Source organism: Bifidobacterium criceti, from assembly GCF_002286935.1.
Taxonomy (GTDB): domain Bacteria; phylum Actinomycetota; class Actinomycetes; order Actinomycetales; family Bifidobacteriaceae; genus Bifidobacterium; species Bifidobacterium criceti.
In genome coordinates, this window is sequence record NZ_MVOH01000017.1 from 171,184 (window position 1) to 189,277 (window position 18,094).

Consider the following 18,094-nt stretch of genomic DNA (forward strand, 5'->3'; position numbering starts at 1 on the left):
GGCGTTCGTGGATTCGCGACAACGGACACTCGCACACGGAGAGGCAAGGGAGGGCGTCTTTCGCATGGACATGCTCATCGCGCTGCTGCCGGCGCTGTTCCTCGGATCGAACAGCATCATCACCGCGAAGATCGACGGCAAGCCGAGTCAGGGGACATTGGGCACGACGATCGGCGCCGTCATATTCGCCGTGCTCGTCTCGGTGTTCTACACGGTGCCGAACGCCGGACTGGCCTTCGCGTTCAACCCCAGGATCTGGCTCGTAGGCCTGTGCTCGGGCGTCTTCTGGACGATCGGCTCCTTCGGCCAGTTCTCCGCGCTCAAGCCGTTGGGCGTCTCGATGGCGATGCCGATCTCCACGGCCGGCCAGATCGTCGGCAACGCGCTGCTCGCCGCGATCGTGCTCGGTCAGTGGCGCACGCTCAACGTCTGGGTCATCGGCGTCATCGCGATCGTCCTCGTCACATCCGGCGCCCTGTTGTGCTCGGCGAAGGACACCGCCGCCGACGCGCGCAGGATCAGCGCGAAGGACATGCGTTTCGGTATGGGCGCGCTGCTGTGCTCGACGATCGGCTTCATGCTGTACTTCATCTTCCCGAATCTGCTGCACCATACCGGATTCATCTCCGACGCCATCTACGATGCGCCGAGTGGCAACGGACTCTATTACATGGCCGCCGTCATCCTGCCGCAGTCGATCGGGCAGATCCTCGCGGCACTCGCGATCGTCAACTTCGTCGAACGCGACCGCACGCTCATCGTGCACCGCAAGACGGCGCTCAACATCATCACCGGCCTGCTGTGGGCGGTCGGCAACATGCTCATCTTCGTGTCCGCGGCGAACCCGCACGTCGGGCAGGCGATCGCGACGACGTTCTCGCAGCTCGGCGTCATCGTCTCCACCTACGGCGGCATCGTCGTGCTGCACGAACACAAGACGAAACGCCAGATGGTCGGGATCCTGTTCGGCACGCTGCTCATCGTCGCCGGCGCCGTGCTGATGGGGCTGTACACGACGACCTGAGGACGCCCGTTCGCCGACGCGCGCCGCGGGGGAGGCCGCGGGCGACCATGGAGCGCGCATCCGGCACCCGGGATGTTCGTGCAGGCCTCCGTTTGCGAACGTCCCAGGTGCGTCCCCGGACCGATGAGTTCGCGGGGGCGCCCGTTCGCGAACATGACGCGCGCGGTGTGCACCCGGGACGTTCGCGACGACGATCGTTTGCGAACGTCCCGGGTGTCCTATGCGACGTAACCGATCGCGGAGGACAGTTCGCTGCCGGAACCGTCACGGCGCATGTCCGGGGCCGGCAGCGCGACGATATGCCCCGACTCGGTGTACGCGACGAGCGGCCAAGCGCCCACATACGCGCGGATCAGCGTGTTCTGCCCCTTGAGGAAACGTTGCGAGCGCACACCGCCCGTGCCGCGGCCCTTCGTCGGGTAGAGCTCGAGCGGTGAGACCTTCGCCGATCCGGTGTCAGTGCCGAGCAGCGACGCGCCGTCGCCGGCCACCGTGAGCACGACCGCGCCGTGCGCGGGCGACGTCGAGCCGTCCTCCCGCTCCTCGGCGTCCGTCCACTCCAGTTCGTCCTCGTGCACGACGGCGAAGGCGAGCGCCTCGCAGCCGTCGGCGAGACGGATGCCCGCCATGCCCGCCGCGGTGCGCCCCTGCGGGCGCACATGCTTCGCGTCGAATATGAGCAATGACGAATCGGTCGAGACGAACACGAGCCGGCTGCCGTCGGGCGCCTCGCGCGCCGCGAGCAGCTCGTCGCCGTCCTTGAGATCGATGATGCCCCACGAATCCATCGTCGTCGGCGACTCCCTGTTCCATCGTTTGACGACACCGTTCCGTGTGCCGAGCGCGAGTGGCGCGGCTTGCGCATCCTTGTCCTTCGGCAATGCGACGACGGCGATGACACGTTCGCCGTCGACCGGTTCGGTGTGCTGCGTCGCCGCGACGAGTTCGCGCGCGTCGATGCCGGCGGACAGGTCGAGCGGAGCGTCCGCGGCGACATGGGGCAGCTCGACGGCGTGCGCGAGCACGAAGCGTCCCGCCGACGTGACGATGCCGTAGTCGGCGCGCGTGCTCGTTTCGATCATCGACGTGATGCAGCCGTCGCCGCCGGCCGTCGTCTCCGGCGTGCGAGCCGCCCAGACCCCGGCCGCCGACGGATCGAGGCGCGCGATCCGTCCGGCCGCGCTCAGCGCGACGACGCACGGCTCGTCCTCGATCTGCAGCGCGCTCGCCGCATCGGCGCTCGCGGCGCCCTTGCGCGCGGCCGCCACGTCCGCCGCGGCCTCGGAGACCTGTTCGACGTGGCGCGCCGCGTTGAGCGCGAACTCGTTGAGCGTGCCGTCGGCGCCGCGCGCCGTGACCGGCGTGAGCCTGCCGTCGGCGTCCGCGTCGAGCAGCACGGTGCGCCGCGGCGTGCCGTAGGCGGCGACGGTCTCGTCCATTTCGCGTTCGACGACCCCGTCGAGCGCCTCGTCGGATGCGAGGATCGCCTCAAGCGCGTCGATCGCGGCGCGCAGCTCGTCGCGTTCCGATTCGAGTTCGATGCGGCTCATCTTCGTGAGCCTGCGCAGCCGCAGGTCGAGGATGTACTGCGCCTGCACATCGTCGAGGTCGAAGACGGCGATGAGTTTCGTCTTCGCCGCATCCGCATCGTCGGATGAGCGGATGACCTGGATGACCTCGTCGATGTCGACGAGCGCGAGCAGGAGGCCTTCGACGAGGTGCAGCCGTTCGAGCGCCTTGCGGCGGCGGTATTCGCTGCGCCGGCGGATGACGCCACGCCGGTGGCCGATCCACACGTCGAGCATCTCACGCAAGCCCATCGTATGCGGACGCCCGTCGACGAGCGCGACGTTGTTGATCGTGAAGTTCTCCTGGAGCGGCGTGTGCTTGAACAGTTGGGACAGCACGGCGTCGGGGTCGAATCCGGTCTTGAGTTCGATGACGATGCGTGTGCCGTTGTGCCGGTCCGTCAGGTCGATCGCGTTCGAGATGCCCTCGAGCTTGTGGTTCTTGACGCCTTCCGAGATGCGTTCGAGCACGCGTTCGGGGCCGACCATGTACGGCAGTTCGGTGACGACGATCGCTTTCTTGCGTGCGGTGACGTTCTCTACATGCGTCGCCGAACGCGTCGTCAGCGATCCGCGGCCGCCCGCATACGCTTCGCGGATGCCTTCGCGGCCGATGATGATGCCGCCTCCCGGCCAGTCGGGGCCCGGCAGGTACGCCATCAGGTCGTCGAGCGTCGCGTCCGGGTGTCGCATGACATGCTTCGCGGCGGCGACGACCTCGCCAAGGTTGTGCGTCGCCATATTCGTCGCCATGCCGACGGCGATGCCCGAGGCGCCGTTGACGAGCAGGTTCGGGATCGCCGCGGGCAGCACTTCGGGTTCCTTGAGCTTGTTGTCGTAGTTCGGCGCGAAATCGACCGTGTCCTCGCCGATGTCCGCGTTCATGCCGAGCGCGGCCGGAGCGAGGCGCGCCTCGGTGTAGCGGGAGGCGGCGGGGCCGTCGTCGAGCGAGCCGAAGTTGCCGTGGCCGTCCACGAGCGGCAGGCGCATCGCGAACGGCTGCGCGAGGCGCACCATTGCCTCGTAGATCGCGGAGTCGCCGTGCGGATGCAGTTTGCCCATGACTTCGCCGACGACGCGCGCCGATTTCATGTACGGACGCGTCGGCAGCAGGTTCATCTCGCCCATCTGGTAGATGATGCGCCGTTGCACCGGCTTGAGTCCGTCACGTGCGTCGGGCAATGCGCGCGCGTAGATGACCGAATAGGCGTATTCGAGGAACGATGTGCTCATCTCCTCGCCGAGCGGCGTCTCGACGATGTGTTCCTTGACCGTGCGCGGATCATAGGACGCTGCAGGCGACTTGCGACGCGAAACCATCATTGACTCCCTACATATGACTCAAGAACCGTACCATTCTAGCAAGTGGGTGGATGCACCGGCGGCATCGCCGGCTGCCGCTACACTGGCAACGAGGGGCGTGTGCCGTGTCGTGGGTGGGACATGTCCGAGGAGAGCACAAGAAGGAACACCGACGATGACAGGTACCGTCATGCCGCCGCAAGGGCCCGGGGCCCCCAGGCGAGACCAGCAGACCAATCCGGCGCGATGGGCGAATCCGCCCCAGCCGTCGGCACCCCAGCGGGCGAATGCCTCGATGATGCCGCCGGCCCCGCGAACCGGCGCGTCCGTGCCGGCCGGGCAGGCACCGCAGCCAGTGCCACAGCCTTCCACCATGCGCATGCCACAGCGGCAGGCGGCTGCGCCCGCCACATCGCCGCAGATGCCGGCCCCCTTGCAACAGCGCCCCGCATCGGACCAGACGCGCACGTTCTTCGGCGGTGTCCATTTCGGTCCCGAGACGGTCGTCGTCATCGAGGACGGCGACGCGAGCGTCTACCCGCTCGCCGGGCATGAGGTCTGGGCGCTCGGCCGCGCGATGAGCCAGGAACCGGGCGTGCCAACGCTGCGCGTGCGCTCAAGCATCGTCAGCTCGCACCACGGGCGCTTCGTGCTCGACTCAGGACGCTGGTTCTACCAATCGCAGCACACGACGAACCCGACCTACATCAACGGCATGCAGCTGCAGCCCGACACACGTTACGCGCTCAACGACGGCGACCTCATCCGCATCGACGGCGCACTCGACAACCCCGACGCACAGGGCGTCATCATCGTCTTCACCGTCGACCAGAACCTCGGATTGTGGAAATCGTACCGTCTGCCGCGTCAGGAAGGACGCACGACATACATCGGACGCGCCGACGCGCCCGATACGATCGTGCAGAACGTCCCCTACGTCTCGCGTAGGCATGCGCGCATCGACTATATCCGCGGCCACTATGTGATACGCGACATCAGAAGCCGCATCGGCACCTATATCGACGGACAGCCGTTGCGCGGCGCGCACACGTTGCGCGAGAAGGACGTCATCGCGATCGGCGACTGCCGGTTCTATTTCACGAAAGGCACGATCGTCTACGACAAGCGCGTCGGCGCGGGCGCGATAGCGGCCGCGAAGCCGACGCCCGCACCGTCGATCGCGGTGCCGGCCGCGGTGCCCGCGCACGCGGTGCCGCTCGCACCGCGCGTCACGACGACGCTCGGCAAAGCGGGCGCCGCACCAGTCGCGGGCATCTCGGTGCCCGTGCAGGCAGCGGCGGCGCAACCAATCATGCTCGATGTGCAGATCGACGACAAAACGGTCGGCGGACGGCACCCGAAGACGCTGCTCAAGGACATCCATTTCCAGATCCCACAGCACAGCCTCGTCGCGATCATCGGCACGTCCGGCGCAGGCAAGACGCTGCTGCTCAACTGCCTGTCCGGCAAGGACACGCTCTACAACGGGCATACGCTCTACAAGAACCAGGAGGACCTGCGCGCGCATTACAAGAACCTCGGACCGATGATCGGCTATGTGCAGCAAAGCAACGTGTTCCTCCAGGAACTCACCGTGTTCGAGGAGATCTATTCGTCTGCGAAACTGCGCATGGCCGAGGATTCGTCACGTGCGGAAATCAAGGAGCAGGTCGACTCGGTACTCCACAAGCTCGATATCTATGCGCTCAAGGATTCGCCGATCAAGAAACTTTCGGGCGGCCAGAAACGACGTGTGAGCGTCGCGCGGGAACTCGTCGGATACAAGCCCGTCCTGTGCCTCGACGAGCCCGACGCAGGTCTGAGCTACATCGACAAGGACAAACTCTTCACGAAACTGAGGGACATCGTCCACCCGCCATTCCCACAGGACGGCCGTGCCGGTGGTGACGGTTCGGAACGTGTGCTGTCGATCATCATGGTCATCCATGAAATCGACATGCTTGAGATGTTCGACGAAGTCATCGTCGTCGCCTCTCCGAAGGCGAAGGACCCCGGGATGCGCAACCCGGGGCGCCTCGCGTTCGCCGGTTCGCCGCACGACGCGCTCGCGCATTTCGGGGACGCGAAGGACTTCCGCGAGATGTTCAAGAACCTCAACGGACAGATAAGCGACCCCGACCATATCACGTTCGAACCATACGAAGTGCCGGGGCTCGCGCCGCAGCGCGCGGTCGGCAAATGACCGAGGACAGGGAAGAGGGGAGAAGACGATGAAGATGGTGCTCAGGCAGTTCGCGAACTGTTTGGACGTCGCGTGCAAACTGCTGTTCCGCGGAGGCAAAAGCCTCATCATCATGATGATGTTCCCGATCGCGGGTGTCGCGATCGTCATCGCCGTTGCAGGAGACAACGTCTACCATCTGCAGACGGCGACGAAATCGGTCGCGTTCCTGCTCATGTGCACATGCATATGGGGAGGTCTGTTCAACTCGGTGCAGGTCGTCGTCAAACAACGCACCGTCCTGCAGGCGGACCTCGCGGCGGGCCTCTACCCGTTCGCGTTCATGCTCGCGAACGCGATCGTGCAGTTTCTGTTGTGCGCGTTCCAAAGCGCCGTCCTATGCCTGTGTTTCCCCGGCATCGCGCTCGTCTACGATGCGCGGCCGCCATCCTCGGGCGCGCTCATCGGCGGCGCCGGCGGCGTGTACTGGGAGTACTACATCACATTCCTGCTGCTGTTCTACGCATCCGACGCGCTTGGCATGGTCATCTCCACGCTGATGAAAAGCGCCGAGACGGCGACATCGGTCACACCGTACATCCTCATCGTCGAACTCGTGTTCTGCGGCATGCTCTTCGAACTCAAAGGCATCCTCAACAAGATCTCGTACGGCATGATCAGCCGTTGGGGCATGGAGGCGCTCGGCACGACGAGCGACCTCAACTGCCTGCCGCTCAAGGACCCGAAGGACGAGGACGCGAACTCGTCATCCGGTGGCGCGACGGGGGCGGGTGCGGACGCGTCACCGTCACCTTCCGCAGCCGAGGGTGCCGACGGTACAGAAGGTGCAGAAGGTACTGATGGAATCGATCGTGCCGATGTTCCTTCCACTGATGCCTCCATCGATCCGTCCGCCGACCCGTCCGCATTGGGTGACGCGAACGCCGACGCCGCCGCAGGTGCCGCTGATCCTTCCGCGCTCGCGGCCGCGAAACCCGAACTGCCCGACGACCTGTCCTATTGCCCGTCCGGCATGAAGGACGAGATGCTCGACGGCGGCGGCTTCAAATACAGCGACGATTACCTCTACAACGACTGGCATATCGCGAAGGCGTGGATCATCCTCGGCTGCACGGCGGTCGCGCTCTTCATCGTCGCCGACATACTCGTCCACCGCTTCAAGAACACGAACAACCTCGGCAGGGAGTGATCGCCGACACATCCCCGCGTCCATCAACCGCGGTTGAATGGAGGCCATGAGCTTGGATGTTCCGGATATCGCGACCCTGTTGCAATTCGTGCCGACCACGCAGTACGGGGACACGATCGACAACGCGCGCGCATGCGACGTGCCCGCGCCATTCACGCCGGCCGACACGGCGCCGCGCGGAGGGGCGCTCCACCTGTCGTCGGTGCTGCCCGCGTTGTCCGCGGCGATCGGCGCCCCTGTGACGACGGACGTCCACCGTGACCCATCGGCGCTCGCGACCGCGCTCGGCATACCGTCGGCGCGCGCGGCGATCGTCGTGCTCATCGACGGATTGGGGTTCTGGAACCTCAAGATGAGCCTCGGACACGCGCCATACATGCGCGCACTGTTGCGCGACGGGACGAACGACCGTCCGATCTCGACATGCTCACCGAGCACGACGACGGCCGCGATGGCGACGTTCGGCACCGGCACATGCCCAGGGCTGACGTCAATGACGGGCTACACGCAGCGCAACCCGCTGACCGACGAGATCTGCCAGCTCATCCAGTTCCGCGGCGCGCCGCATCCCGAGGACCTCCAACGCGTCCCGACGGTCTTCGAAACGCTCGCTGCACAAGGCCTGCGCGTCACGAGCGTCGGCCTGACGCGCTTCATGGCGTCGCCGCTCACGCGCGCCGCGCTGCGTGGCGCGCAGTACATCGGCAAGGACAATCCGCTCGCACGCGTGCGCGCCGCAGCCGAAAGCGCGAAGGAACCAGGGCTCACGTACCTGTACATGCGCGACGTCGACAAGACCGGCCACGCCGAAGGATGGCGCTCCGAAGCGTGGACGACGACGCTCGAGAGGATCGACGGCCAGCTGGAGACGTTGCGCAGGCTCGCGCCGCACGGCACCGCGATCGTCATCGTCGCCGACCACGGCATGGTCGCTGCCGATCCCACACGACAGATCGACGTTGCGAAGGAAGCGCAGCTCATGCAGGACGTCACGATGATCGGCGGCGAGCCACGCTCGGTCATGGTGTACGCCGACGAAGGCTCCGACGTCGACGCGCTCGCGGCACGCTGGCGCACAAGGCTCGACGGCCTCGCATGGGTGCGCACGAAGGACGAGGCAATCGACGCGGGCCTCTATGGGCCGGTCAGTGACGACACACGTGACGTGCTCGGCGACCTCATCGTCGAGGCGGCGGACACGGTGACCCTCGTCGATTCGCGTACGCAGACCGAGGGGGCGATGGCGATGCCGGGCGTGCACGGTTCACAGACGATGCTCGAAATGGACATCCCATGCCTCATCGATCTCGTGTGAGGCGTCAGGAATCGGGGAGGCGGCGGTTCGGCTACGCCTTTGGCTTGCCGCAGTGCCGTCCGGTTCGGCTACGCCTTTGGCTTGCCGAACATGATCTCGTCCCAGCTGGGCACCGGGGGACGGTGGCGGCTCGATTTGCGTGTGTCCTTGTCGGCATGCGCATGTGTCGGTTCGTGCTCTTGAGCGGTCGTGTCCGCGGCGGGTGCGGCCGCCGGCGCGGGGGTGGTGGCGTTCCCGGAGGCTTGCGACTGTGCCGTGCCCGACGGAGCGGGATTTGGCGCAGGCGTCGAGCCGCCCTCCGGTTGTGCGGGCTGCTGGGGTAGCGGCACATCGATCGGTGCCGGCTGCGATTTCCGTTGCGGCTTCGGCTGCTGCGCTGTCGGCGTACCGCCACGCTGCCCCCATGCGGCGACGGTCTGCTCGATGCGGGCGGAGCGTGCGGAATCGCCGGGCAACGTGATCGACGTCGGGATCGCATCGTCAAGGACATCGTCCTGTTCGCCCGCGGCGACCGCGGCGCTCGGGGACGTCTCGCCGATGAGTTTACGCGCCGCGTTGTTGATGCATACGACCGAATTGTCATGCATGTTCCACGACCATTCCGCATGGATCGGGTGCCCCGCGGATGTGAACGACGCGATGATGCGCCACGGTTCGAGGCCACGGCGCGTCGCCTTCCAGCTCACGTCGTCACGCCTGACGCGCGCAGCGGCGAACGTGCGTTCGATGACGTCGCCGAGCGAGCGCATCCTCGACTCCTTCGGCGCGGGCACACGCAGGAACTGCTCGATCGCATAGCTTTTCTCCGATTCGACGGCCGACGAGAAGCGGCGCACGAGGATCGGGCTCAGGTCGTACCGTTCGGCGACCTGGTCGGGGTCCATGCCGGCGCGGATGAGCGCTTGGATCTGTGAGATCGGCAATGTGCGCTGCTGTTGCGGCGCCTCCTCGACGTGCTGCTCCGACCGCAGCTGCTTGGCTTCGAGCATCGCGCGTTCGAGTGTCTCGTCGATGTTCACGGCGAACGGTGTGCCATCGACGGTGAACACGAGCGATCCGGTCTTCGTGACATGGTCGAACCGTGCAACCGGGTAGGAGTCACCTGCCATGAGCAAACACCTCTTTCATCCAGAATGTGAGCAGTTTCCATTGTGCCCCACGTGTCGGATTTTACGTAACGGTTTCATCGTGTATCCTATGCGGGGAAAACCATGTATTGTATGGTGCGTCGCAATGGATAAGCCGCCATCAATCGATGAAAGGAATCGCTATGGCACAGGATTATGATTCCCCGCGCAACAAGGACGAGGACGAGGAGTCGCTGCAGGCGCTCGGCAAGAGCTCGCAGAACTCCGCGACCGACATGGACGACGACGAGAACGCGATCGCCGAGGACTACGAGCTCCCCGGCGCCGACCTGAGCAACGAGGACGCGTCGGTGACCGTCATCCCGATGCAGGGCGACGAATTCATCTGCTCGGAATGCTTCCTTGTCAAGCACCGCAGCCAGCTCGCGTACACGACGCCTGACGGCCAGCCGGTGTGCAAGGAGTGTGCGGCCTGATGAGTTTCGACCCCGCCTACAACGAGCCGGAATCCACCGAGGTGCTCGTATGCCCGGTCGATCCGGACGCGCCGGTCGCCCTGCGGTATGCGCATGCGGGGGATGCGGGCGCCGACCTCATGACGACCGAGCATATCGAGCTCAAACCGTTCGAACGTGCACTCGTGCACACCGGTGTACGCATCGCGTTGCCCGCCGGCTACGTCGCGCTCGTGCATCCGCGTTCCGGACTCGCCGCGAAACGCGGCGTGACGGTGCTCAACGCGCCCGGTACGGTCGATGCCGGCTACCGTGGCGAGGTCATGGTGCCGCTCATCAACCTCGACGCGCATGAGACGGCCGTCTTCGAACCCGGCGACCGAATCGCCCAGCTCGTCATCCAACGGTACGTCGAGGCGGTGTTCGTGCCCGCCACGTCGCTTCCCGGCTCGGACAGGGCCGAACGGGGGTTCGGGTCGACGGGCGTATGACGACGCGCCGTCGCACGGTGCGCCGTGCGTAGAATGAAATGACGCCATGCGACCGGCATGGCGCGCCCATGGGAGAGGAGAGTGGATGATGGTGGATACGGACGACGAGATGCAGCCCGCCAACATGCTCGGCTGCGAGATCAGCGAGAACCCGTTGGATCCCCTTGCCCCGATCCTCTCGATCTGCAGGCAGCACCATCCCGACGAGGACATGGAGATCCTCTCACGCGCCTACGAGCGCGCCGTCATCCAGCATTCCACGCAGCGCCGCAAATCGGGCGAGCCGTACATCATCCATCCGCTCGCCGTCGCGCAGATCCTCGCCGACCTCGGCATGGGTCCGCTCGTCGTCGCGGCGGGCCTGTTGCATGACACGGTCGAGGACACCGATTACACGCTCGACGAGTGCCGCGCGGAGTTCGGCGACACCGTCGCCGGTCTCGTCGACGGTGTCACGAAGCTCACGAAGATGGACTACGGCGACTCCGCGCAGGCGGAGACGATCCGCAAGATGGTCGTCGCGATGAGCCGTGACGTGCGTGTGCTCGTCGTCAAACTCGCCGACCGTGTGCACAACGCGCGCACGTGGCGATACGTCAAGCCGTCGAGCGCGCAGAAAAAGGCGCGCGAGACGCTCGACGTCTATGCGCCGCTCGCGAACCGCCTCGGCATGAACGCGATCAAGACGGAACTCGAGGAGCTGAGTTTCAAGGTCCTCTATCCGAAGATCTACAACGAGATCGTCATGCTCGTCGCGCACCGCGCGGGACAGCGCGAAGTCTACCTCAAGCAGATCATCGCCGAGATCAACGAGGATCTGGGCGACCTCGACATCCACGCGATGGTCACGGGACGGCCGAAGGACTATTTCTCGATCTACCAGAAAATGATCGTGCGCGGGCATGATTTCTCCGACATCTACGACCTCGTCGGCGTGCGCATCATCGTCGACACGATCCAGGACTGCTATGCCGTGCTCGGCGCCGTGCACGCGCGATGGAACCCGGTCCCCGGACGGTTCAAGGACTACATCGCGATGCCGAAGCTCAACATGTACCAGAGCCTGCACACGACCGTCGTCGGCCCCGGCGGCAAACCCGTCGAGATCCAGATCCGCACGTGGGACATGCACCGTCGCGCCGAATTCGGCATCGCCGCGCATTGGAAGTACAAGGCGAACGGCCAGGCGGGGCGCGCGCTGAGCACCCCCGATAAGAAGGACCGTGAGCGCGGCCGGCAGGAGCTTGAGGAAGGCGACAACCTCAAATGGATCCAGCAGCTCGCCGATTGGACGAGCGAGACGCCGGATTCGGATGAGTTCCTTGGTTCGCTCAAGGAGGACCTTGGTGCGGCCGAAGTGTATGTGTTCACGCCGAAAGGCAAGATCGTCTCGCTTCCCGCGGACGCCACGCCCGTCGATTTCGCGTACGCCGTGCATACCGAGGTCGGCCACCGCACGATGGGCGCACGTGTCAACGGCAGGCTTGTGCCGCTCGACACGACGCTTGAGAACGGCGACACGGTCGAGGTGCTCACGAGCAAGTCGGACACGGCCGGGCCGTCGCGTGATTGGCTGAGTTTCGTCAAGAGCCCGAAGGCGCGCAACAAGATCCGCCAATGGTTCAGCAAGGAACGGCGCACCGAGGCGATCGAGGAGGGGCGCGACGAGCTGACGCGCGCGATCCGCAAACGCAATCTGCCCGTCAACACGTTGCTCACGCCCGAGGCGATGGTCGGCGTCGCCGACGACCTCAACCTGCCGAACGTCGAGGCCGTCTACGCGGCGATCGGCGAAGGCCAGGTCTCGACGCAGAACGTCATCTCCCATCTGGTCAAGGACGCCGGCAGCGACGAGGTGGCCGAGGAGGCGGAGGAGGAGGTCCTCCCGCTGCGCGTGCCGAAGCACCGCCACGGCGGCTCCGGGCCGGGCATCGCAGTCAAGGGCGTCACCGACATCTGGGTCAAGCTCGCCAAGTGCTGCATGCCGGTGCCCGGCGACAGCATCGTCGGGTTCATCACGCGCAACGAGGGCGTCTCGGTGCACCGGGTCGACTGCCTCAACATGATCAACCTCAAGCGCCGCGAGCCCGAACGCGTCGTCGACGTGTCGTGGACGAACGACAAGGGCCTGTTCATGGTGCGCATCCAGGTGGAGGCGCTCGACCGGCCGCATCTGCTGTCCGACGTGACGCGCGTGCTGTCCGACCACGGCGTCAACATCCTCTCCGGCTCGATCGCGACCGGCTCGGACCGTGTGGCCACAAGCCAGTTCAGCTTCGAGATGGCCGACCCGCAGCATCTGAACACGCTGCTGTCCGCGGTGCGCAAGATCGACGGCGTCTTCGACGTCTACCGCCTGACGGGGGCGAAGGATTCCGCGCAGCCGCGCATGCGGCGCATCCATGCGGGCCACGAACAGCAATCACACTGATCCGGATGGTGGTCAGGTCCCGCTTTTTCCTGATACGGCGCAGGGGGCGTCGCCATCGTACGATGGCGACGCCCCCTGCGCCGTATCAGGAAAAAGCGCCTGTCAGGCCGCTCTTGGTTGGGACTTCGTTCAGCCCTTGATTTCGATCGATTCGATCATGACCGGTTCGAGCGGGCAGTCGCGCGCGTCGGTCGCGACCGCGTCGATCTTGTCGACGACGGCCTTCGACGCCTCGTCGGCGACTTCGCCGAAGATCGTGTGGTGGCCGTCGAGCCACGGCGTCGGCACGGTCGTGATGAAGAACTGCGAGCCGTTCGTGCCGTGGGGCTTGCCATCGGCGCCGGGTGCGAGGCCCGCGTTCGCCATCGCGAGCAGGTAGGGGCGGTCGAACTTGAGCGTCGGGACGATCTCGTCATCGAAATCGTATCCGGGGCCGCCCGTGCCGGTGCCGAGCGGGCAGCCGCCCTGGATCATGAAATCCTTGATGACACGGTGGAACGTCAGTCCGTCGTAGAAGCGCTCATTCGACTGTTCGCCCGTGAACGGGTCGCGCCATGTGCGCTTGCCGCTCGCAAGCCCAAGGAAGTTGTCGACGGTCTTCGGCGTCTTGTCGTCGAAGAGGTTGATTGTGATATCACCTTCGGAGGTGTGCATGATAATAGTGGTCATACCTTGACACGGTAGCATACGGGCGTGCTCGCCGCGTGCGCCGATGCCCGCGTGGCGAACGCGGCGGCGCGGCCCACGCGTCACCGGCTCACAGCACGCCGAAACGCCGCAGCGCGTGCGCGACGCCGTCGTCGTCGACGTCTTGCGTGACATAGTCGGCGGCGGCCTTCGCCTCGTCGGTGCCGTTGCCCATCGCGACGCCGACATGCGCGTACCGCAGCATGTCCACGTCGTTGCCGCCGTCGCCGAACGCCATCGACTCTTCGCGTGTGAGCCCCGCGTCGGCGAGGAGCGCCTCCATGCCGCGGTCCTTGCCGCCGGAGGCGGGGATGAGGTCGACGAACGCGGGATGCCAACGCACGCCGCGCACGGCCGGGCATGCGCCGACGATCTCACGTTCCCCGTCGACGTCCACATAGGGGCTGATCTGGTAGATGGGGTGGTCGTCGATGCGCGTGTGCGGGTCGACGAAGCGCACGCGCGGCGCCGTCTTGCCGAGCGACTTCCACATCGCGCGCATCTGTGCGGAATCATGGTTGGAATACGTCGTATCGCGCTCGGCGAACACAGCGGACACGTCGGGGTGCGCGTCGAGCCATGCGACGATGCGGCGCACATCACCCCAATCGATCGGCACATCGGATACGACGGTGCCGTCCGGCCTCCAGCACAACTGCCCGTTGACGCCGGCGACGCCATCGAACGACACAGGGATCGAGTCGAGGACGACCTTCATCTGCTCAGGCGAACGCCCTGTGCAGATGAAGGTCCTTATACCCTTGCCGCGCAGCGCGGCAAGCGCGTCGAGCGTCGAACGCGGCACGGCATGCGTCGCGAAGCTCGTCAGGGTGCCGTCGATGTCGAAGAACACGGCGCGTATGCGATGGCCATCCGGGAGGAGCGGTGAAGTCGTCATGGTGGCAATCCTACCGTGGGTTCATCTCACGAAACGGACACGACGGCGGCGGCCTCGGCGGCGCACGGCGGAACACGACGGTGGGGAAGGCCCGTCATCATGGCCCGCGAACACCGTCTATAAACGGAAACGATAACGAAAGGTGCGATCGAGGTCCTGAACGGTCGTATCCTTGAACACGTCGCACAACCGGACGTCCACAGCGGGCAGCGGGACGCCACGGCGTGCAGGACCACCACGATAGGGAAACGACAGACCAGTCACCACAAACAACGGAGAGCAGATGAGCCAGAACAACACGAACGAACCGGGCAAGGCACCGGAGCTCAACACCGACGAACCGGTGCGCGTCAACCATACGGCGCGCAACATCATCATCGCGGTCCTCGTCGTCCTGCTCGTCGCGGCGGGCGCCTTCTTCGGCTTCCACCAGGCGAACAAAGGCAACGGCGGTGCGGCGGCAAGCGCCGAGACGAAGGGCACGAAGGACAACCCGGTCAAGATCGGCGTCGTCGGCGCGACCGATCCCCAGTGGGTCGAATTCAAGAAGCAGGCCGAAGCGAAGGACCTGTACGTCGACATCGTCGACTTCCAGGACTACACGAGCGAGAACCCGGCGCTCGATGCGGGCGACCTCGACATGAACGAGTTCCAGCATCTGCTCTACCTCGCGAACTACAACGTGCAGAACAACAAGAACCTGCAGCCGCTCGGCGGCGTCGCGATCTACCCCCTCGGCGTCTACTCGGCGTTCGGCAAGGACGGCAAGCCGAAGTACACCGACATCAAGGACCTGCCGGCGGGCTCGACCGTCGCGATCCCGAATGACGAGACGAACCAGGCGCGCGCGATCGGCGTGCTCAAGGCGGCCGGCGTCGTCACGCTCAAGGGCGACTGGACGGCGTTCACGATCCCGCAGGACATCGATGAATCGAAGTCGAAGATCAAGGTCGTGCCGATGAAGGCCGAACAGATCGCGAACACGCTCAAGGCGGGCGGCGACGACCTGTCCGCGGGCGTCATCAACAACGACTACGTCGCCGACGCGGGCCTCGACCCGACCGACGCGATCTACCAGGACGACGCCGAATCCGAGGAGGCGCGCCCATACATCAACATCTTCGCCGTGCGCGCCGACGATGTGAACAACGACGTCTACAAGAAGGTCGTCGACATCTACCAGACGAAGCCCGTGCTCGACGCGCTCCAGGAGGAATCGGCCGGCACCGCCGTGTTCGCGGACAAGTTCACACAGGCCGAGCTCGCGACGTACCTCAACGACATCGAGGACGACATCCGCGCGCACAGCAAGTGAGCGCCCGTCACCGGTCACATATCCGTGCCGCCCATGCCGCTACAATGGCGGCGGGCGGCACGTCGCGTACACACGGCGCGCACCGCGGGACCCGCGGCACCGCGCGCCCACGCACAACGCAGGCAACGACAGAGGAGACAAGGCGGCACAATGACGCAAGGCAACGAACCCATCATCGTCTTCGACCATGTGGTCAAGGAGTTCACGGTACGCGGCGCGAAGAAGACGATGCGCGCCGTCGACGACGTCTCGCTTTCAATCGACGAAGGCGACATCTTCGGCATCATCGGCTATTCGGGAGCCGGCAAATCGACGCTCGTGCGCATGATCAACGCGCTCGAACAGCCGACGAGCGGCACCGTGACCGTCATGGGCAACGACGTGTCGCATATGGGCGAAGGCCGGCTGCGCCCCGTGCGGCAGAAGATCGGCATGATCTTCCAACAGTTCAACCTGTTCTCGCAGAAGACGGTCGCGCAGAACATCGCATACCCGCTCAAACTCGACCATTGGCGCAAGGACTACCAGGACAGGCGCGTCAAGGAGCTGCTCGAATTCGTCGGCCTCGCCGAACACGCGGACAAATACCCGTCGCAGCTGTCCGGTGGCCAGAAGCAGCGCGTCGGCATCGCGCGCGCATTGGCGACGAATCCGAAGATCCTGCTCGCCGACGAGGCGACGAGCGCACTCGACCCGGAGACGACGACCGAGGTGCTCCAGCTGCTCGAACGCGTCAACAAACAGCTCGGCATCACAATCGTGCTCATCACGCACCAGATGAACGTCGTGCAGCAGATCGCGAACCGCGTCGCCGTCATGAGCTCGGGCAAAGTCGTCGAACAGGGGAGTGTCTATGACGTCTTCGCCGCGCCGAAACAGCCGGTCACGAAACGCTTCATCGCGACGGCGATGGACGGTCTGCCCGATCCGGCGCGCATCGCCGTCATGCGCGAACAGTGGCCGGGACGGCTTGTGACCGTCGTCATCCGCCAACGTGACATCGTCGACGCGAACGGCGATGTACTCGTGCCCGCCTCCGGACAGGACATCTCCGACCTCATCGCCGCGCACGGCATCCACAGCGGCCTGCTCTACGGCGGCATCGACACCGTGCAGGACATCGCGATCGGTGCCGTGACGTACGAGTTCACCGGCGATCCGGCGAAGATCGACGCGTTCCTCGACGACCTTGCGCGCGGCAGCGACATCGTCGACTTCGGCACGAAGGACGCGCCGATCGACTACGACACGGCCGTCGCGCGCGCGCACATCGCGGACGCGCCCGCGCCACAGGGCGCACAAGGCACGCCCACGCTCGCCGACGACCTCGAGATGGTCGAAGACGTCGACGACGTCGTCGAGATGAACCCCGACACCGCACGAAAGGAACGTGACTGATGCACACGACCGCATTCGACCATACCGTGACCCTCGCAAGCCGCAGCGACTGGAGCGTGCTCAAGCCGCTGCTCGCGCAATCGGTCGTCCAGACGCTGCAGATGGTGCTCATCACGATCGTCATCGGCGGCGTCCTCGGACTCGTCCTCGGCGTCATCCTCTACGGCACGCGCCCCGGCAACCTCTTCGAGAACCGCGTCGTCTACCGCGTGCTCGACATCCTCGTCAACATTGTGCGGCCGATTCCGTTCATCATCTTCCTCGCCGCGATGCAGCCGCTCACCGTCAAGGTCGTCGGCACGTCGATCGGCACGACGGCCGCGATCTTCCCGATGTGCATCATGTGCACGTTCGCGACGTCGCGCCTCGTCGAACAGAACCTTGTGCCCGTCGACCACGGCGTCATCGAGGCGGCGCGCTCGATGGGCGCGTCGAAGTTCACGATCATCCGCACCGTGCTCATCCCAGAGGCGCTCGCGCCACTCATCCTCGCGTACGCGTTCCTGTTCATCGGCGTGCTCGACATGTCCGCGATGGCCGGATACATCGGCGGCGGCGGCCTCGGCAACTTCGCGATCGCCTACGGATACCAGAAGTTCGACCAGACCGTCACATGGACGGCCGTCATCATCATGATCGTGCTCGTGCAGGTCGTGCAGGCGCTCGCGAACGCGATCGCGAAGCGGCTGCTGCGGCGCTGACCGCGCACACGGCACGACATGCGAACGGG

14 protein-coding genes are annotated in these 18,094 nt (G+C 65.5%); 10 read left to right on the forward strand and 4 right to left on the reverse strand.

Features of this window, described 5'->3' with window-relative positions; genetic code table 11:
- Positions 1-64: 64 nt before the first annotated feature.
- The gene (locus B1526_RS08085; protein ID WP_095615534.1) at positions 65-1,024 is read left to right on the forward strand and encodes a GRP family sugar transporter; all 960 of its coding nucleotides are present in this window, start codon (positions 65-67) and stop codon (positions 1,022-1,024) included.
- A gap of 218 nt (positions 1,025-1,242) precedes the next feature.
- On the opposite strand, the gene B1526_RS08090 is transcribed toward B1526_RS08085, so the two are convergent.
- A complete protein-coding gene (locus B1526_RS08090) occupies positions 1,243-3,912 on the reverse strand; it encodes a DNA gyrase/topoisomerase IV subunit A (RefSeq protein ID WP_095615535.1) in 2,670 nt (889 codons plus the stop codon).
- A gap of 361 nt (positions 3,913-4,273) precedes the next feature.
- Here B1526_RS08090 and B1526_RS08095 point away from each other — a divergent pair, with 361 nt between their 5' ends.
- The 3 genes from B1526_RS08095 to B1526_RS08105 are packed head-to-tail and all read left to right on the forward strand — an operon-like array spanning position 4,274 to position 8,601.
- Positions 4,274-6,097, forward strand: coding sequence for an ATP-binding cassette domain-containing protein (locus B1526_RS08095; RefSeq protein WP_162287961.1), 1,824 nt, complete (start codon positions 4,274-4,276; stop codon positions 6,095-6,097).
- A 28-nt stretch (positions 6,098-6,125) separates the two neighbouring features.
- Entirely contained in the window at positions 6,126-7,286 is a 1,161-nt protein-coding gene (locus B1526_RS08100; RefSeq protein ID WP_095615537.1) for an ABC transporter permease, read from the forward strand.
- A 46-nt stretch (positions 7,287-7,332) separates the two neighbouring features.
- Positions 7,333-8,601, forward strand: coding sequence for an alkaline phosphatase family protein (locus tag B1526_RS08105; protein ID WP_095615538.1), 1,269 nt, complete (start codon positions 7,333-7,335; stop codon positions 8,599-8,601).
- A 68-nt stretch (positions 8,602-8,669) separates the two neighbouring features.
- On the opposite strand, the gene sepH is transcribed toward B1526_RS08105, so the two are convergent.
- Complete coding sequence (gene sepH, locus B1526_RS08110) at positions 8,670-9,710, reverse strand: septation protein SepH (protein WP_095615600.1); 1,041 nt, start codon at positions 9,708-9,710, stop codon at positions 8,670-8,672.
- A 161-nt stretch (positions 9,711-9,871) separates the two neighbouring features.
- Between sepH and B1526_RS08115 the strand changes: the two genes are divergently transcribed.
- The 3 genes from B1526_RS08115 to B1526_RS08125 all read left to right on the forward strand — a co-directional run bounded on the left by B1526_RS08115 (position 9,872) and on the right by B1526_RS08125 (position 13,066).
- Positions 9,872-10,165 (forward strand): DUF4193 domain-containing protein, encoded by a 294-nt coding sequence (locus tag B1526_RS08115; RefSeq protein ID WP_026645078.1) that lies wholly within the window; start codon positions 9,872-9,874, stop codon positions 10,163-10,165.
- Positions 10,165-10,635 (forward strand): dUTP diphosphatase, encoded by a 471-nt coding sequence (dut, locus tag B1526_RS08120; RefSeq protein WP_095615539.1) that lies wholly within the window; start codon positions 10,165-10,167, stop codon positions 10,633-10,635. Before B1526_RS08115 ends, dut begins: the two co-directional genes overlap by 1 nt.
- Positions 10,636-10,723: 88 nt before the next feature.
- Positions 10,724-13,066 carry a RelA/SpoT family protein gene (locus tag B1526_RS08125; protein ID WP_095615601.1) on the forward strand — a complete coding sequence of 781 codons (2,343 nt, stop codon included), beginning with the start codon at positions 10,724-10,726 and terminating at the stop codon, positions 13,064-13,066.
- 129 nt (positions 13,067-13,195) lie between these two features.
- Here the strand turns inward: B1526_RS08125 and B1526_RS08130 are convergent, their stop codons facing one another.
- A complete protein-coding gene (locus tag B1526_RS08130) occupies positions 13,196-13,735 on the reverse strand; it encodes a peptidylprolyl isomerase (RefSeq protein ID WP_095615540.1) in 540 nt (179 codons plus the stop codon).
- Between the two features lie 88 nt (positions 13,736-13,823).
- Positions 13,824-14,651 carry a Cof-type HAD-IIB family hydrolase gene (locus tag B1526_RS08135; RefSeq protein WP_095615541.1) on the reverse strand — a complete coding sequence of 276 codons (828 nt, stop codon included), beginning with the start codon at positions 14,649-14,651 and terminating at the stop codon, positions 13,824-13,826.
- Positions 14,652-14,934: 283 nt separating this feature from the next.
- Between B1526_RS08135 and B1526_RS08140 the strand changes: the two genes are divergently transcribed.
- The 3 genes from B1526_RS08140 to B1526_RS08150 all read left to right on the forward strand — a co-directional run bounded on the left by B1526_RS08140 (position 14,935) and on the right by B1526_RS08150 (position 18,065).
- Positions 14,935-15,966, forward strand: coding sequence for a MetQ/NlpA family ABC transporter substrate-binding protein (locus tag B1526_RS08140; RefSeq protein ID WP_095615542.1), 1,032 nt, complete (start codon positions 14,935-14,937; stop codon positions 15,964-15,966).
- Positions 15,967-16,116: 150 nt separating this feature from the next.
- Positions 16,117-17,364 (forward strand): methionine ABC transporter ATP-binding protein, encoded by a 1,248-nt coding sequence (locus tag B1526_RS08145; RefSeq protein WP_095615543.1) that lies wholly within the window; start codon positions 16,117-16,119, stop codon positions 17,362-17,364.
- Positions 17,364-18,065 carry a methionine ABC transporter permease gene (locus B1526_RS08150; protein ID WP_095615544.1) on the forward strand — a complete coding sequence of 234 codons (702 nt, stop codon included), beginning with the start codon at positions 17,364-17,366 and terminating at the stop codon, positions 18,063-18,065. The genes B1526_RS08145 and B1526_RS08150 overlap by 1 nt, the downstream gene beginning before the upstream one ends.
- Positions 18,066-18,094: the final 29 nt, after the last annotated feature.

What these genes read in the sequence shown, in the direction of transcription:
- B1526_RS08085 (WP_095615534.1), top strand. Translation starts at nt 65, where the DNA reads ATGGACATGCTCATCGCGCTGCTGCCGGCGCTGTTCCTCGGATCGAAC.
- B1526_RS08090 (WP_095615535.1), bottom strand. Translation starts at nt 3,912, where the DNA reads ATGGTTTCGCGTCGCAAGTCGCCTGCAGCGTCCTATGATCCGCGCACG.
- B1526_RS08095 (WP_162287961.1), top strand. Translation starts at nt 4,274, where the DNA reads ATGCCACAGCGGCAGGCGGCTGCGCCCGCCACATCGCCGCAGATGCCG.
- B1526_RS08100 (WP_095615537.1), top strand. Translation starts at nt 6,126, where the DNA reads ATGAAGATGGTGCTCAGGCAGTTCGCGAACTGTTTGGACGTCGCGTGC.
- B1526_RS08105 (WP_095615538.1), top strand. Translation starts at nt 7,333, where the DNA reads ATGAGCTTGGATGTTCCGGATATCGCGACCCTGTTGCAATTCGTGCCG.
- sepH (WP_095615600.1), bottom strand. Translation starts at nt 9,710, where the DNA reads ATGGCAGGTGACTCCTACCCGGTTGCACGGTTCGACCATGTCACGAAG.
- B1526_RS08115 (WP_026645078.1), top strand. Translation starts at nt 9,872, where the DNA reads ATGGCACAGGATTATGATTCCCCGCGCAACAAGGACGAGGACGAGGAG.
- dut (WP_095615539.1), top strand. Translation starts at nt 10,165, where the DNA reads ATGAGTTTCGACCCCGCCTACAACGAGCCGGAATCCACCGAGGTGCTC.
- B1526_RS08125 (WP_095615601.1), top strand. Translation starts at nt 10,724, where the DNA reads ATGGTGGATACGGACGACGAGATGCAGCCCGCCAACATGCTCGGCTGC.
- B1526_RS08130 (WP_095615540.1), bottom strand. Translation starts at nt 13,735, where the DNA reads ATGACCACTATTATCATGCACACCTCCGAAGGTGATATCACAATCAAC.
- B1526_RS08135 (WP_095615541.1), bottom strand. Translation starts at nt 14,651, where the DNA reads ATGACGACTTCACCGCTCCTCCCGGATGGCCATCGCATACGCGCCGTG.
- B1526_RS08140 (WP_095615542.1), top strand. Translation starts at nt 14,935, where the DNA reads ATGAGCCAGAACAACACGAACGAACCGGGCAAGGCACCGGAGCTCAAC.
- B1526_RS08145 (WP_095615543.1), top strand. Translation starts at nt 16,117, where the DNA reads ATGACGCAAGGCAACGAACCCATCATCGTCTTCGACCATGTGGTCAAG.
- B1526_RS08150 (WP_095615544.1), top strand. Translation starts at nt 17,364, where the DNA reads ATGCACACGACCGCATTCGACCATACCGTGACCCTCGCAAGCCGCAGC.